The 14746-nt window shown below is 63.4% G+C and carries 14 protein-coding genes and 1 tRNA gene; 2 read left to right on the top strand and 13 right to left on the bottom strand.

Annotated elements, in window-relative coordinates; translation table 11 throughout:
• Nucleotides 1–397: 397 nt before the first annotated feature.
• The 3 genes from RM96_RS17260 to RM96_RS17270 form a co-directional block, all read right to left on the bottom strand.
• Nucleotides 398–1402, bottom strand: coding sequence for a Bug family tripartite tricarboxylate transporter substrate binding protein (locus tag RM96_RS17260; protein ID WP_039012304.1), 1005 nt, complete (start codon nucleotides 1400–1402; stop codon nucleotides 398–400).
• Between the two features lie 15 nt (nucleotides 1403–1417).
• Nucleotides 1418–2839: an amidase family protein gene (locus RM96_RS17265; protein ID WP_039012305.1), complete on the bottom strand. Its 1422-nt coding sequence runs from the start codon at nucleotides 2837–2839 to the stop codon at nucleotides 1418–1420.
• 105 nt (nucleotides 2840–2944) lie between these two features.
• Nucleotides 2945–3721, bottom strand: a complete 777-nt coding sequence (locus RM96_RS17270; protein WP_039012331.1) for a FadR/GntR family transcriptional regulator — start codon at nucleotides 3719–3721, stop codon at nucleotides 2945–2947.
• Between the two features lie 258 nt (nucleotides 3722–3979).
• Between RM96_RS17270 and RM96_RS17275 the strand changes: the two genes are divergently transcribed.
• Complete coding sequence (locus RM96_RS17275) at nucleotides 3980–4315, top strand: 2TM domain-containing protein (protein ID WP_039012306.1); 336 nt, start codon at nucleotides 3980–3982, stop codon at nucleotides 4313–4315.
• 36 nt (nucleotides 4316–4351) lie between these two features.
• On the opposite strand, the gene RM96_RS17280 is transcribed toward RM96_RS17275, so the two are convergent.
• The 10 genes from RM96_RS17280 to petA form a co-directional block, all read right to left on the bottom strand.
• The gene (locus RM96_RS17280) at nucleotides 4352–5113 is read right to left on the bottom strand and encodes a LytR/AlgR family response regulator transcription factor (protein ID WP_039012307.1); all 762 of its coding nucleotides are present in this window, start codon (nucleotides 5111–5113) and stop codon (nucleotides 4352–4354) included.
• Nucleotides 5110–6021, bottom strand: coding sequence for a sensor histidine kinase (locus RM96_RS17285; RefSeq protein WP_274520193.1), 912 nt, complete (start codon nucleotides 6019–6021; stop codon nucleotides 5110–5112). The genes RM96_RS17280 and RM96_RS17285 overlap by 4 nt, the downstream gene beginning before the upstream one ends.
• A gap of 314 nt (nucleotides 6022–6335) precedes the next feature.
• A complete protein-coding gene (locus RM96_RS17290) occupies nucleotides 6336–7655 on the bottom strand; it encodes an MFS transporter (RefSeq protein ID WP_039012308.1) in 1320 nt (439 codons plus the stop codon).
• A gap of 99 nt (nucleotides 7656–7754) precedes the next feature.
• The gene (locus tag RM96_RS17295; protein ID WP_039012310.1) at nucleotides 7755–9245 is read right to left on the bottom strand and encodes an amidase; all 1491 of its coding nucleotides are present in this window, start codon (nucleotides 9243–9245) and stop codon (nucleotides 7755–7757) included.
• Nucleotides 9246–9668: 423 nt separating this feature from the next.
• Nucleotides 9669–9744, bottom strand: a tRNA-Thr gene (locus RM96_RS17300).
• A gap of 61 nt (nucleotides 9745–9805) precedes the next feature.
• On the bottom strand, nucleotides 9806–10303 hold the full coding sequence (locus RM96_RS17305) for a ClpXP protease specificity-enhancing factor (RefSeq protein WP_039012311.1): 498 nt from the start codon (nucleotides 10301–10303) through the stop codon (nucleotides 9806–9808).
• Between the two features lie 57 nt (nucleotides 10304–10360).
• On the bottom strand, nucleotides 10361–10972 hold the full coding sequence (locus RM96_RS17310; RefSeq protein WP_008643086.1) for a glutathione S-transferase N-terminal domain-containing protein: 612 nt from the start codon (nucleotides 10970–10972) through the stop codon (nucleotides 10361–10363).
• A gap of 203 nt (nucleotides 10973–11175) precedes the next feature.
• On the bottom strand, nucleotides 11176–11919 hold the full coding sequence (locus RM96_RS17315) for a cytochrome c1 (RefSeq protein ID WP_039012314.1): 744 nt from the start codon (nucleotides 11917–11919) through the stop codon (nucleotides 11176–11178).
• 37 nt (nucleotides 11920–11956) lie between these two features.
• Nucleotides 11957–13360 (bottom strand): cytochrome b, encoded by a 1404-nt coding sequence (locus tag RM96_RS17320; RefSeq protein ID WP_039012315.1) that lies wholly within the window; start codon nucleotides 13358–13360, stop codon nucleotides 11957–11959.
• 2 nt (nucleotides 13361–13362) lie between these two features.
• Nucleotides 13363–13980, bottom strand: coding sequence for a ubiquinol-cytochrome c reductase iron-sulfur subunit (gene petA, locus RM96_RS17325; RefSeq protein ID WP_039012317.1), 618 nt, complete (start codon nucleotides 13978–13980; stop codon nucleotides 13363–13365).
• A gap of 212 nt (nucleotides 13981–14192) precedes the next feature.
• On the opposite strand from petA, the gene mscL reads away from it, so the two are divergent.
• Nucleotides 14193–14618: a large conductance mechanosensitive channel protein MscL gene (gene mscL / locus RM96_RS17330; RefSeq protein WP_039012318.1), complete on the top strand. Its 426-nt coding sequence runs from the start codon at nucleotides 14193–14195 to the stop codon at nucleotides 14616–14618.
• Nucleotides 14619–14746: the final 128 nt, after the last annotated feature.

The raw sequence follows: 14746 nt of genomic DNA on the forward strand, positions 1-14746 counted from the left end.
CTTTAGGGACGCCACGATTTCCCTGGCGCTCACGCTGAGGCAGGATTCGCCGGTCCGCACGGAAATGCAAGGTGTCCTATCGAATCGCCACGAGCAAGAAGCAACACTGGCGAAGTCATCGCACAACGGTGACCGGGTGTGGAAACCTGAAAGCGAACAGATGGATCGTCATCCCTGACGACCGGTCTTGCCCATTCGGGCAAGACCCTCTCTATGGCGGGCCGGACGAGGCAGCCGCAAGGCTGACCGGCAATAGCTGTTCGCATCGGGTTTCCACCCTCGTCGTCAGGCCCGCCGCCCTCCCCTCACGTCGCGCGGCAGGCCTTCATCCAACGATAGGTGGTCGAATGTCGACGATCGATATATCCGCAACCAACTCGAGCCTGCACGGAATCGCTCAATCCCCCTTGAAGCCCGAAGCCTTGATCACCGGCGTCCAACGTGCCGAAAGCGCGTTCGCATACCTGGCAACCTCATCGGCGGTGCCGCCGGGCAGGATGTCATAGCCGGCGCGCGCCAGTTTTTCGCGCACGTCCGGCATGGCGAGGGCCTTGCGCACGGACTGATACCACTGCGCTGCCATATCGGGCGGCGTGTTGGCGCGGACATAGAGCAGGTAGCGCGACGAGGTCACGAGATTGGGAAAGCCAGACTCCGCAAAGGTGGGCACACCAGGCAAGGCATCGGCGCGTTTCTCGCCTGCCACGGCCAGCACGCGGAGCTTGCCGCCGCGATGCAGCTCGGTGAAGGTCGTGATGGCGTCCATGCCGGCTGCGATCTGGTTGCCCATCAGCTCCGTCACCATCGCCCCGCCGCCCCGATACGGCACCAGCGTGCAGCCGGTGCGGGACTGGCTAACGAACTCCACGGCGAGAAAATGCAGCAGCGTGCCGACCGTGCTGATGCCAATCGAGTGCTCAGCCGGTTGGGCCCTGGCTGCCTTGACAAAGTCGGCCAGTGTCTTGATGGGCGAGCTTGCGCTGACCGCCAGTCCGAACTGGACGCCGGCCACGTCGGTGACCGCCGTGAAGTCGGTGGCGGGATTGAAACGCATATTGCTGTAGATCAGCGGACCGATGAACATCGGATCGACGGGTGCCAGCAGCACGGTGTTGCCGTCGGCCGGCGCATTCCTCAGGACTTCAGCCGCCACGCGCGTACCGGCGCCCGGGCGATTGTCGACGATGACGGTACGGCCCAGGGTCTCCTTCAGCTTTTCGGACAGCAAGCGGCCCATGTAATCGGCCGCCCCTCCGGCCGGAAACGGCACGATGATGCGTGATACGGTTTGCCCCCATGCGGCCCTGGAGAGCAGGCCACCGGTACACAGGGCGGCAGCGGCGCCGGCCAGCATGGCGCGGCGCGAAAGCCGTGGTGCGTAAGCAGGATTGCGTTCATTCATGGGAAGCTCCTGGGTCTAGATGCCGGGTTGCACGTCGGCGAAAGGGGTAAAGCCCGCCGCGTCTTCAATGGCCTGGCCGGCGCGCAGCAACAGGTCTTCCCTGAAGCGCCACGCCAGCAGCTGCACACCGACGGGCACGCCGCCGGCCATGCCTGTCGGCACGGACAGCCCGGGCATGCCCAGCATGGCCGTTGCCAGCAAGGGACTCTGTGCATCGAGCAAGGCGCGGGTCTCTTCAGGCGTGCCGGTATCCGCGTCTTGCGGGCATGGGCGCTGCCACGACACAGGCATCAGCACCAGCGGATACGTCTGCATGAACAGCGACCAGTTTCGTGCGATCGCCTGGCGCCGCGCCAGGGCGTCCAGGAAGCCATCGCGATCGGTTTCCCGCATCCCGTCAAGCATGTTGCGCTGGCTTTGGCGCATAGCCTCGTCGCCATGCTGGTCCACGCCTGCGATGATGTTGCGGCGGCTGTCGTCGACCGTCAGCGTGCGCCAGAGCGCCGCCGCTTCCATGAAGTCAGGCAAGCTGGCTTCCTCGACGGCGTAGCCCGCCTGCTGCAGCCATTGCGCGGCACTGTCCAGCGCCGCGCTGACCGCCGGGTCGACAGGAATGCCCGGACAACGCCTGAACAGCGCCACGCGGATTGGCCCCGGCGGCAGCGGCAGTTCCAGCGGCACCGGCACCCAGGCGGGGTCGCGCCCGTCGTGGCGCGCCATGGCGTGGTAGCCCAGACACAGGTCGGCAATGTTGCGAGCGAGCGGCCCCTGCACGGACATGAGTTGGGGTGTGATGCTCCGCTCGACAGTGGCCGATGGGTTGTACGCGGGCACCCGCCCTGTCGTTGGCCGCAAGCCGGGGACACCGCAGGCATAGGCCGGATAGCGGATGGAGCCGCCGATGTCATTGCCATGCGCCAGCGCGCCCATGCCGGAAGCGACCGCGGACGCGGCGCCACCGCTGGAGCCGCCGGGGGTGATATCCGGATTCCAGGGATTCAGCGTGCGCCCGTGCAGGCCGTTTTCGGTAAACCAGCGCGATGAATAGGTGGCCGTATTGCTGCGCCCGACGATGATGGCCCCGGCACTGCGCAAGTTCGCGACGACGGGCGCATCCTCACGCGCGATATTGTGCTTCAGCGGAATCACGCCGTTGGTGGTCGCATGGCCCGCCTGGTCGACATTAATCTTGATCGTGACTGGCACGCCGTGGAGCAGCCCCAGCTCTGCGCCCTCGGCGACCTGGCGGTCCGCGGCATCCGCGCTGGCCAGCGCCTCTTCTGCAAGCACCTCCGGCAACGCATTGAGACGTGGGTTAAGGGCTTCAATGCGCGCCAGCACGCTGGCCGTGACCTCGCGGCAGGAAATCTCGCGCCGCCGCACGGCATCGGCAATATCGGCAGCGCTCCAGCGCCAAAGCGTTTCAGCAGGTTTCACGTCAAGACTCCCAGGATTCGGGCAACAGGAATCCCTCCCGCCATTCCGGATGCGAAGCTGGCGGTCGGGTGTGCAGGTAAAGGGGGACGCTTGCGCGTCAGAGGATCAGTCGCCCGGGCTCATCAGCAAGCTCCCTCGATCCACCCGGGATTCGGCCTCCAGGGCCAGGGACTCCGCATGCTCCATGTGCTCCTGCATCAGGGCACGCGCACGCTCCGGGTCGCGCGCCCGGAACGCATCGATCAGTGCGCTGTGGCTATGGAAGATCTCTTCATCAAAGCGGTCGAAATCGTCTTGCGCGTTACGTACCACGATGACGCGGCGGATGATGTCGTTGAGCAGCCGGCAGAACAACGCCAGCATCGGGCTGCTGCAAGCATCGGCCAGACGGTCGTGAAACAGCAGGTCGGCCTCGCGCCGCTCGTTCCAGTCCGTGCTGCCGCCATGTTCGGGATGGCTCAGTCCGACCAGCGCATCGAGATCGGCAATATCGGCATCGGTCAGGCGCAAGGCGGCGTTGGCGGCCAGCTCCGGCTCAACCGCGCGGCGCAGCGCGTACAGCGTGACAATGTCGACCGACTGGAAGTACAGGAAGTTGGAGACTGCCTCCAGGCATCGCTCATAGGGCGGCTGCGTCAGCGTGGCACCGCCGTTCGGGCCCGTGCTGACCTTGACCAGCCCCTGTGCCTGCAGCGAGGCAAGCGCCTCGCGCACTGTCCCGCGCGCAACGCCCATCTGTTCAATCAGTGCTGCTTCCTGCGGCAGCTTGTCCCCGACCCTCTGGTGCGTCTGCACGATCCAGCGCTTGATATCGTTGACCACCTGGTCCGAACGCTTCACGCGTTTGCTGCCCTCTATCTGAGGGGTTGGCTTGGTGCTCATCGCCTTCCAATTTATGATCATAATTACTATGATTATGATCAACGATGGACCTTTTCCTATGCGGGTATTCCCGGCAGGACGGGCGAAAGGCCAACCGGGTCGCGACTAGCCTGGGGCACGGAGGTGTCTGTGCCGCCGACATTCGCGCTATCTGCCCGCGCACCGGCGAACGAAATCCGTCGATTCGGCCCATGGGACTGGTACGGCTCTTTGCCGTGGCCTACCTTACGCATGACAATTCCCATGACGAGGTATCCCATGCGCCCCGAATCGACGAACCAGCCATTTCCGCCCAATGACCCGAACGCCATGGCCTACTGGCGCGCGCGCCGCATGGTCCGCGCACTGCGCGGCTGGTATATCCACCTGCTGGTCTATCTGGTGGTCAATGCCTGGCTGTGGTTGCGCTTCATGTACTTCCCGTCACCGTCGTGGTCGCATTACGCCACCAGCGGCTGGCCGTGGCCGCTGAGCACCACGCTGGCCTGGGGCCTCGGGCTGGGCGTGCATGGCTTGCTGGTGTGGACGCGGCTGTCGCGCCGCGGTCGTGACTGGGAAGAGCGCAAGATCCGGGAATTCATGGATCGCCAGTGACGCTCCCGGGCAGCGGCGCAATGTGCCGCTGCCGGATTACATCTGCCGGAAGCGATGCATATAGGCGCGCGATACCGGGAGTTCCGTATTGCTGTCGCGCATCCTGACGAACAGCCGGCCTGATTCATCGCGGCGCGTGCCCGCCACGTATTCCATATTGACGATGGACGAGCGATGGATCTGCCAGAACACCTCGGGATCGAGGCCGGCAATCAATTCCGCCAACGGCGTGCGGATCAGGTGCTCTCCATCGCGGGTATGCACGACCACGTATTTGTCGTCGCTCTGGAAATACATCACGTCCTGGATCGGCACGTGGCTGGTGGTGTTGCCGCGGCTGGCGCGCACCCAGCGCAGCAGTCCGGGGTTTTCCGCGCGCGGCTGCGCACGCGTCAGCTGGTTCAGCAGCTGGGCCAGTTCGGGCAGCGGCGCAGCTTCCTGCAAGGCCTTGCGCAAGCGTTCGATGGTGCGGCCAAGCCGTTCGTCGCTGACGGGCTTGACCAGGTAGTCGACCGCTGCACGTTCGAAAGCATCGAGGGCGAATTCGTCATAGGCGGTGACGAATACCAGCCGCGTATCCGTTTCGACGCCTTGCGCCACCTCCAGCCCGGACAGTCCGGGCATCTTGATATCCAGGAAAGCCACGCCTGGCGACAGCCGCGCAATGGCCTCGGCCGCCTCGATGCCATTGGTGGCCTCGGCGACGATCTGCAACTCCGGCCACAGACGCTCCAGCTTCGCCCGCAAATGGGAGCGCAAGTGCTCTTCGTCGTCGGCGATCAGTGCAGTGGGTGTCATGGGGCGTCTCCGGTTCTGGTGGGCGTCGGCAACGGAATGTCGATGAGCACGGCGGTGCCGGGCGAACGCTCTTCGATCCGCACATGGGCGTCGCCGTCATACAGCACTGCCAGCCGCTCGCGCAGGTTGGAAAGCCCGACACCCGAGCCCGCCGTCGGCCGAAAGCCCATGCCGTCGTCTTCAATGGTTGCCAGCATGCGAGGGCCGCGCCGCTCCAGCCGGACCAGCAAACGCCCGCCTTCGACTTTCGGCTCCAGGCCATGCTTGATCGCGTTCTCCACCACCGGCTGCAGCAGCATCGGCGCCAGTGGCACCGTTTCCAGCGCGGGGTCGACGTCGACCGAGTAATGCAGCCGGTCGCCCATGCGGATCCGGATCAATGCCAGATAGTCGCGCAGCAGCTTCGCCTCCTGCGCCACCGTCCCCTGCGTAGCGCGGCTCGCTGCCAGAGAGGCGCGCAGGTAGGCAATAAAATGCTCCAGCATCAGCGTGGCCTTCTGCGGCGCGGGCTCGATCAGGCTGACCACATTGGCAAGCGTATTGAACAGGAAGTGCGGCTCGATCTGGGCCTGCAGCAGCTTCATGCGGGCTTCGACAAGCTGCTTCTCGGTCGACAGCGTGCGCACCTGCTCGCGCGCCATGTACTCCGCGATCTTGCGTTCCTCCCATTGCCGCCCAAGCAGACCGACGCGCCCCCAGGTCATGATGCCGTGCAACGCCAGCCCGATGCCCCAGCCCAGGAGCGGCCCGCCGGACCACGGACGATTCGGCGATCCGAGCAGGTGGTAGCCAATCAGCAATGCATTGACCGCCACGTAGACCATGGCGTGCATGTAGAAAAAGCGCAGCGCCCGAACGCGCCGGCGGGCGCCCTGGTAGGCGCGCTGCTCGGGGGCGGATCGCCAGATGCGAGAATCGGAAGGCTGCACGGGCGGAGGGTTGGGGCGGAGATGCTGGGAGGTTACCACTGCGTTTCCTGCCCTGACAGCGGGCTGGCGGGAACCGACAGATTGGTGGCGTGGATCGCAGGAAAGCAGGCGTGGACCGACACCCGTCCTCGACGAAGTTGCGCGAAGCGGTCGCCCGGCCGAGCTAGCGAGTACCCGCTGAATGACCGAAGACAGAACAACACGGGCTACACATGTGCGTAGCCCGCTTTCTCATTGTGGCGTGGCACCGGCTCATGGATGTTTCCTCCGGCGTGCCGCCTTTTTTTGTACCGTCAGGCGGCCCGGCCGACCGTCGGCGTACCGGCCTGCAATCCCGTGGCTCGAACATCGTCGCGACCGGACTCGTCACCGGCGTCGGCCAGGTCCATGCCGCGCGTCTCTGGCAGCAGGAGCGCCGCGATGAACACGAGCGCGTAGCCCACGCCAGCGACAATGGCAATCGCCAGGGCCAGCGTCGTGCGGCCGGAGCTGAGCGCGCCTACCGACAGCGGGAAAAAAGAGCCGATCACGCGGCCGACGTTGTATGACACGCCATAGCCGGTCGCGCGGATATCGTTCGGGTAAGACTCCGAGATCGTCGCGCCGATGCCTGCAAACACGCCCTGCATCAGTACGCCGAGCGGGAAGCCGAGGAACAGCATCGACGTATTCGAGACCGGAATCACCATATAGATCAGCGCCATCACGAATGCGCCGGCTGCGAAGGCGATGTAGGTCAGCCGCCGTCCCCACCGGTCCGTTGCGTAGGCGCCAGCCACATAGCCGACCAGGGAGCCTGCAATCGTCATTGCCAGATACGAACTGGTGCCGAAGACCGACAGGCCGCGCTCGGTCTTGAGGAATGTCGGCAGCCACGTTGCAATCGCGTAGTAAGCACCCAGCATGCCGCCGGACAGCAGGCTGCAGAGCACTGTCTTGCCCAGCAGCGGGCGCCGGAACAGCCGGCCCAGGTCGTGCAGGGCGCTACGGCGGCCGGCCTCGGCGCGCGCTTTCAGGAAGACTTCAGGCTCCTGCAGGTTGCGGCGCAGGTAGATGACGACCAGCGCCGGCAGGATCCCGAGGAAGAAGCAGACGCGCCAGGCCGTTTCGGCCGGGAACAGCTGGAACGTGATGGCATAGGCCAGCGCCGCCGCGCCCCAGCCGAACGAATAGCTGCTCGCCGTGAAGCCGGAGTATTTGCCGCGATGCTCCGGGTTGCGGATCATCTCCGTCACCAGCACCATGCACAGCGACGATTCGCCGCCAAAGCCAAGACCTTGCAGCATCCGGAACGCCATCAGCTGCTCCGGCGACGACGCCAGCCCGCACAGGAAACACGACACCGCGAAGACCACGATGGTCCAGCGCAGCACGCGCACGCGGCCGTAGCGGTCGGCCAGGATGCCGGCGCCGATAGCGCCAACGAGCGACGACACGAGCGTCCACGTGACGATGGCGCCGGCCATGGATTTGCTCATCCCCCACTGCGTGAGCAGCGTGGAGATGAGGAATGAATAGATCATGAAGTCGAATACGTCGACGGCATGCCCCAGGAACGCTCCGTAGAATCCTTTGCGCTCCGTGCCTGACAGCTCCCTGAACCAGTTCAGCATGATTGCTCCTTGTCGATCCGTGGCGATGGCGTGTGCTGCAGTGGCCGCGATGGTGCTCACGGCTTCGGTATGTTCTGTTTTTGGATTGCGTGACGCTTGTCAGTCGCGCGGATGCGGCGGCCGGAAGGCAAACCCGGCTGCTTCCAGCAGCGCGGCAAAGCGCAGGGATGTCCGGTCTCCGAAGCGGCGGGACACGATCTGCACGCCCACCGGCAGACCGCTTTCGGCGGGACCAATGGGCGCCACTGTCGACGGCAGGCCGCACAAGCCAGAGTGGCCAGCCCAGAAGAGCTGTGTTGTCATCCGCTGCGCCTTGCCGTTGACTATCAGGTGGCGCTGCCATGGCTCGCCTGCTTCGTCGAGCGGGAACGCCGTAGTCGCGGCGGCCGGGCACAACAGCACATCGAAATCGCCGAAGAATTGCTGCCATGCCCGCGCAAAGTGCTCGCGTCCGTGCTGCAGCTGCAGCCAGTCGCGATGGCTGAGCGTGGCGCCGGCATGCTGCAGCGTGGCGTAGCTGAGGTCTGCCGGATCGGCGGAAGATCGCCGGCGCGCGGCATCGAACGCGGCATCGTCCATATGAACCGAGGTCGTCGCGCGCAGCAGCAATACGTAGCTTCGCCACAGCGCGGCGGTGTCGAGCTGCGGGCGCGCGTCCCAACTGACGTGGGCGCCCCGCCCTTCGAGCCAACGGCCCAGTTGCGTGATGGCATTGCTGACTTCCGCATCGACTTCGGCCTGTGGATGCGTGGGCAATACGGCAATTCGGAAGTCTGACAGTGCACCGAGACTGCAAGGCGGCAGGTCGAGGCGAAAGGCGATGCCCTCGGCGCCGTCGGGGCCGGCAATCGCGTCGAGGACCATCTCAAGATCACGCGCGCTGCGTGCCACCGGCCCCGCCACGTTGATGTCTTGCTGGTGAAAGCTGTCGGCCCCCGTGCCATGCCCACGCAGCGGCACCAGGCCATGGCTGCTCTTGTGGGAGACCACGCCGCAGAAATGCGCGGGATTGCGCAGCGACGAGCCGATATCGGAGCCCACATCGAAGAAGCTCATGCCGGCGCAGACCGCCGCTGCGCTGCCGCCAGAGGAACCGCCCGGGGTGCGTGCCGGATCGTGCGGGTTGCGCGTGGTGCCGTAGATCGCGTTGTAGCTCTGCCAGTCGCGCAGGCCCAGTGGCACATTGGTCTTGCCGAGCAGGATGGCGCCCGCCGCCTTCAGCCGCTGCACCACGACCGCGTCGCGCGTCGCTCGGTGGTGGCGCAATGCCGGATTGCCACAGGTGGTGGGCCAGCCGGCAACGTCGAACGACTCCTTAATGGAAAACGGAATGCCGTCGAGCGGCCCCAGCGACTGGCCGGCGCGGCGACGGTCGTCGCTTCGAGCAGCGGCAAGATAAGCGGCGTCGAAGTCGCTGACGACCAGGGCATTGATCCTGCCGTGCGCGGCCTGGTACGCGGCCTCGCACCGGGCCACAAGGTCTCCCGCCGTGGCTTCGCCGCTCGCGAGCCATTCGGCGGCGCGCCAGGCTGGCAGATAACAGGCGTTTGACTGGCTCACGCCCGCCTCAGGGATGTCGTGCCTTGTCACGTCGTCTTGCTCCGTTTCTTGTCATCCGTGCTCCGGTCGAGCATCACGGTGGAGGGCTGGTGCGGAACGTCGACGGTATACTATATTCAGAAAACGAAGAGTGACAAGGTTAATTTATGCCGATGCCACGAAAGGGCTAGATTGGTGCGATGCAATGCCAAACCCGCTAATGGCAGCAGTTTCCTGCGCGGAAATCGGGATATTTGGAAAGGAGACGCACGAGTAGAGGGCAATCACCGGACACAGAAATGTATACCATCTGACAAACTTATCAGCCTGGAGCGCGTGGCTGACAGATTTCGGCCGGTGCCGCATCCCGGAAGACAAGCGGGAGGGGTCGCTCTGGCGTTGCTCGCGAGGCAGTGTCCCGGAATCCCCAAAGTAAAAACGGGCTACGCAAATTGCGTAGCCCGTTTCAAATTCTGGTGCCGGCTGCAGGACTCGAACCCGCCACCTGATGATTACAAATCAACTGCTCTACCTGATGAGCTAAGCCGGCATGTCTGGTGCAGTCCGCGATTCTACTGCATTGCGGACCAATTTGGCGATGTCCCTGAGACTTACTTCACCACCTTCAGCGAAGGCTTCTTGCCGCCGATGCGAGGCACGGGCGGCGGGGTTTCGTCGTCGTCCGGTGTACCCTCTTCCACTGCGGGTGCGGGTGCGGGTGCTTCCGTGTCGACCGAGGCCAGCTTGGGCGGCGGGTTGTTTTCGCGCTCCGTGGCGGCCTGGGTTTCAGGGATGCTGCGCTCGACCGGGAAGGCCATGCCTTGCCCGTTCTCGCGGGCGTAGATGGCGAGCACGTTTTCGATGGGGACATCGATCTTGCGCGAGATGCCGCCGAAGCGTGCGCTGAAGGCAATCCACTCATTGCCCATGTCCAGGCCGCTGGTGGCGTCGAAGCTGACGTTGAGCACGATCTCGTTGTTCTTGACGAACTCGCGCGGCACGCTGGTATTGGCGTCGACGAAGACGGCGATGTACGGCGTGAAGCCGTTGTCCGTGCACCATTCGTAGATGGCGCGGATCAGGTAGGGCTTGGTGGAGGTCTCAGGCATGGTGCTTCCAGTGGCGCCGTTGCGGCCCGGGGCGGTTGCCACCGGGCCGGAGCCGTTTTATCGGCGCATCACCTTTTCGGACGGGGTGAGTGCTTCGATGTACGCGGGACGGCTGAAAATGCGTTCAGCATACTTCAGCAGCGGCGCGGCGTTCTTCGACAGCTCGATGCCGTAGTGATCCAGGCGCCAGAGCAGCGGCGCGATGGCGACGTCGAGCATCGAGAACTCTTCGCCGAGCATGTACTTGTTCTTGACGAAGATCGGTGCGAGTTGCGTCAGGCGGTCGCGGATGGCGGCGCGGGCGCGTTCGTGGTTCTTCTCGGCGGCCTTGCCCTTTTCGTTCTCGAGCACGTAGACGTGCGTGAACAGTTCCTTTTCGAAGTTGAACAGGAACAGGCGGGCGCGGGCGCGCTGCACCGGGTCGGCCGGCATCAGCTGCGGGTGCGGGAAGCGCTCGTCGATGTACTCGTTGATGATGTTCGACTCGTACAGGATGAGGTCGCGCTCGACCAGGATGGGCACCTGGCCGTAGGGGTTCATCACCGAAATATCTTCCGGCTTGTTGAACAGATCAACGTCGCGGATCTCGAAGTCCATGCCCTTTTCGAACAGGACAAGTCGGCAACGTTGGGAAAACGGGCAAGTAGTACCCGAATACAACACCATCATGGTTGGATTCCTTGGGCTAGCCGAAACTGGGTCGGACGGTAGGGTCTGCCATTCTGCCAAATTCGAGTACAAGAAAGCAAATTTGTTGCAAATGAGTCACTTATTTGTGATGTAACAGCCCATTTGCAAAGGGAAAAGGGCCAGAGCGGTGCTGCATTCGCAACTTCCGCTCTGGCCCTTTCCCTCCCGGCCGACGCTGGACGTTACTTCACGTCTTTCCAGTACGCGGCGTTCAGGCGCCAGGCGAAGATGGTGAACATGCCCAGGAACAGCAGCACCCAGACGCCCAGGCGCTTGCGGTGGTTCTGTGCGGGTTCGGCCATCCAGTCGAGGAAGCCCACCAGATCAGCAACGGCCTGGTCGTACTCGACCTTGCTCATCTTGCCCGGGGTGATCTGCTCGAAGCCGCCAAACTTGTGGACCTTCTCGCCGTGCTCTTCCACTTCGGAGAACTTGGCGGCGCGCTGGCCCTGCAGTTCCCACAGCACGTGCGGCATGCCGACGCTCGGGAAGACCAGATTGTTCCAGCCGGTGGCGCGGTTGTCATCGCGGTAGAAGGTGCGCAGGTAGGTATAGAGCCAGTCATCGCCGCGGGCGCGGGAGATCACCGACAGGTCCGGCGGCGTGGCGCCGAAGAAAGCCTTGGCCTCCTTCGGTTGCATCGAGATGCTCATCAGCTCGCCGACCTTGTCTGCCGAGAACAGCAGGTTCTCGCGGATCTGGTCATCGGTCAGGCCAATGTCCTTGAGCCGGTTGTAGCGCATCATCGATGCGCCGTGGCAGTTCAGGCAGTAGTTGACGAACAGCCTGGCACCGCGTTGCAGCGACGACAGGTCGCTGGTGTTCACGGGCGCCGGCTCGAGGGGATAGCCCCCTTCGCTGGCCATGGCAGGCGCGGCGGCAAAACAGGCACCGACCAGCGCGAAGATCGAAAGCAGCTTTTTCATCTTGTGTCCTTGTCCTCTTGTCGGGTTCGCGCTTCGCTCAGTGCGGATGGAACGTGACGCGCTCCGGCACCGGCTTGAACTCGCCGGCGCGGCTCCACAGCGGCATGGTCAGGAAGAAGGCGAAGTACAGCAGCGTACCGAGCTGCGATACCTTTTCACCAACCGGCGACGGCGGTTGCACACCGAGGTAGCCGAGGACCAGGAACACCACCACGAAGACGATCAGGATGGTCTTGTGGAAGGCGGGACGATAGCGGATGGACTTCACAGGCGAGCAGTCGAGCCACGGCATGAAGAACAGGATCACGACCGAGCCGCCCATCACCAGCACGCCCCAGAACTTGGCGTCGATGAAGTAGAAGCCGACAGCCAGGATCACGGCGATGGCAACGGCGCCGGCCTTGATGCGGGCATCCTTGCTGCGCAGGAACACCATGCCGAGCACCAGCGCGAAGAACACCCACAGGATCGGCAGGAAGTTCGACGTGGTGGCGCGCAGCATCGAGTAGAACGGCGTGAAGTACCAGACCGGCGCGATGTGCGGCGGGGTCTTGAGCGGATCAGCCGGGAAGAAGTTGTTGGCTTCGAGGAAATAGCCGCCCACTTCTGGGAAGAAGAAGATCACGGCCGAGAAGATCACCAGGAAGCCCGCCACGCCCAGCGTGTCGTGCACCGAGTAGTACGGGTGGAACGGGATGCCGTCGAGCGGAATACCGTTCTCATCCTTCTTGGCCTTGATCTCGACACCGTCCGGGTTGTTCGAGCCCACTTCGTGCAGCGCGATGATGTGCGCGACGACCAGGCCCAGCAGCACCAGCGGCACGGCAATGACGTGGAACGAGAAGAAGCGGTTCAGCGTGGCGTCGCTCACGACGTAGTCGCCGCGGATGAACAGCGACAGATCCTGGCCGATCACGGGGATGGCCGAGAACAGGTTCACGATCACCTGCGCGCCCCAGTACGACATCTGGCCCCACGGCAGCAGGTAGCCCATGAAGGCTTCCGCCATCAGGCACAGGAAGATCAGGCAGCCGAAGATCCAGACCAGCTCACGCGGCTTGCGGTACGAGCCGTACAGCAGGCCACGGAACATGTGCAGGTAGACCACGACGAAGAAGGCCGAGGCGCCGGTCGAGTGCATGTAGCGCACCAGCCAGCCCCAGGGGACTTCGCGCATGATGTATTCCACGCTGGCGAAGGCCACGGGAATGCCGGCGGCGTTGAGCGTGCCGTCCGGCTTGTAGTTCATCACCAGGAAGATGCCGGTGACGATCTGGATCACCAGGACCAGCAGCGCCAGCGAACCGAAGAAGTACCAGAAGTTGAAATTCTTCGGCGCGTAGTACTTGGAAAGGTGGTCTTCCCAGAGCTGGGTTGCGGGAAAGCGGGCGTCGATCCAGCCCAGCAGGCCGGTCGTCTTGACTTGTTTTTCGGCCGCCATGATCAAGCTTCTCCTTTCTCGTCCTTGCCGATCACGATCTTGGTGTCGGTCAGGAACTGGTATGGGGGTACGTCGAGATTTTGCGGAGCCGGTTTGTTCTTGAAGACACGGCCAGCCAGGTCGAAGGTCGAACCGTGGCAGGGGCAGAGAAAACCGGGATCAGTGCCGAGCTGGGGATTGGCGCCCGAAGCGAAGGGGCCGGAAGGCGAGCAGCCAAGGTGGGAACAGATGCCCACCACGACCAGGAGATCCTTGTGGTCTGCGCGCGAACGGGTTTCGTTCTTGCAGTACTCGGGGGTCTTCATGGTGAACGGCACGTCGGAATTCGGGTCGGCCACTTCACCGTCAGTCCTCTTCAGCGACGCGAGCATTTCCTCGGTCCGCTTCAGAATCCATACCGGCTTGCCGCGCCATTCGACGGTCATCATCTCGCCGGGCTTGAGCGCACCGATGTCAGCTTCGACCGGCGCACCTGCTGCCTTGGCCTTTTCTGACGGTGCAAATGTACTGACGAAAGGAACCGCTACCGCTACGCCTCCGACGCCGCCAGCGACGGATGTCGCGATCAACCAATTGCGGCGACCTTTATCCACGCTCTTCACGTCTTGCTGGTCACTCATTCCAAACCCCAGGGGAAGTCAATTTAGATTTTGCGTCAACCATAAAGTGTACCTTAGACACATCGCTGCAAGATAGGCGAAAAGTGCCTCACGTCTGTACGATTATCGACCAGCCACCCCAGATAGCCGCCTGTATGCTTGCGTTCCGGGCAGCGATGCGGCAGGCTTCGAGCTTGAAAAACGTTCAACGCAAGCAACAAGAGGGAGAAGCCATGGGCATGGTGTCGGAATTCAAGACGTTTGCAATGCGCGGCAACGTGATCGACCTGGCGGTCGGCGTGATCATTGGTGCGGCATTCGGAAAAATCGTGGATTCGGTGGTCAATGACCTGATCATGCCGATCATCGGCCGGATCATCGGCAAACTGGATTTCTCCAATATGTTCATTACGCTCGCGGAACCACCAGCGGGCACTGCAATGACACTGGACGCATTGAAAAAAGCCGGCGTCCCGGTGTTTGCCTATGGCAATTTCCTGACTATCGTTGTCAACTTTCTGATTCTCGCCTTCATCATCTTTCTGATGGTGCGGGCCTTCAACAAGATGCGTGCGGCAGAGCCGCCTGCCGAGCCGGCGCCGACTCCCGAAGAAATCGTGCTGCTGCGTGAGATCCGCGACAGCCTGAAGACACGCTGACCACGAATCTGAAAAAGGCCCGCTAGTGCGGTAATGCCGTTCAGTTAAGCGCTGAACGGCATTTTTCGTTGTTAGCCGCAGAAGCAGTTGTAAACCGTGAGCCGCAATGTTAACTTTGCGGCGCCGTG

It is taken from the genome of Cupriavidus sp. IDO, from assembly GCF_000812465.1.
Taxonomy (GTDB): Bacteria; Pseudomonadota; Gammaproteobacteria; order Burkholderiales; family Burkholderiaceae; genus Cupriavidus.

Bases quoted from the DNA above. Each gene is read 5' to 3' on its own strand.
- RM96_RS17310 (WP_008643086.1), bottom strand. From the start codon at position 10,972: ATGATGGTGTTGTATTCGGGTACTACTTGCCCGTTTTCCCAACGTTGC.
- mscL (WP_039012318.1), top strand. From the start codon at position 14,193: ATGGGCATGGTGTCGGAATTCAAGACGTTTGCAATGCGCGGCAACGTG.
- RM96_RS17320 (WP_039012315.1), bottom strand. From the start codon at position 13,360: ATGGCGGCCGAAAAACAAGTCAAGACGACCGGCCTGCTGGGCTGGATC.
- RM96_RS17275 (WP_039012306.1), top strand. From the start codon at position 3,980: ATGCGCCCCGAATCGACGAACCAGCCATTTCCGCCCAATGACCCGAAC.
- RM96_RS17315 (WP_039012314.1), bottom strand. From the start codon at position 11,919: ATGAAAAAGCTGCTTTCGATCTTCGCGCTGGTCGGTGCCTGTTTTGCC.
- RM96_RS17290 (WP_039012308.1), bottom strand. From the start codon at position 7,655: ATGCTGAACTGGTTCAGGGAGCTGTCAGGCACGGAGCGCAAAGGATTC.
- RM96_RS17280 (WP_039012307.1), bottom strand. From the start codon at position 5,113: ATGACACCCACTGCACTGATCGCCGACGACGAAGAGCACTTGCGCTCC.
- petA (WP_039012317.1), bottom strand. From the start codon at position 13,980: ATGAGTGACCAGCAAGACGTGAAGAGCGTGGATAAAGGTCGCCGCAAT.
- RM96_RS17260 (WP_039012304.1), bottom strand. From the start codon at position 1,402: ATGAATGAACGCAATCCTGCTTACGCACCACGGCTTTCGCGCCGCGCC.
- RM96_RS17270 (WP_039012331.1), bottom strand. From the start codon at position 3,721: ATGAGCACCAAGCCAACCCCTCAGATAGAGGGCAGCAAACGCGTGAAG.
- RM96_RS17305 (WP_039012311.1), bottom strand. From the start codon at position 10,303: ATGCCTGAGACCTCCACCAAGCCCTACCTGATCCGCGCCATCTACGAA.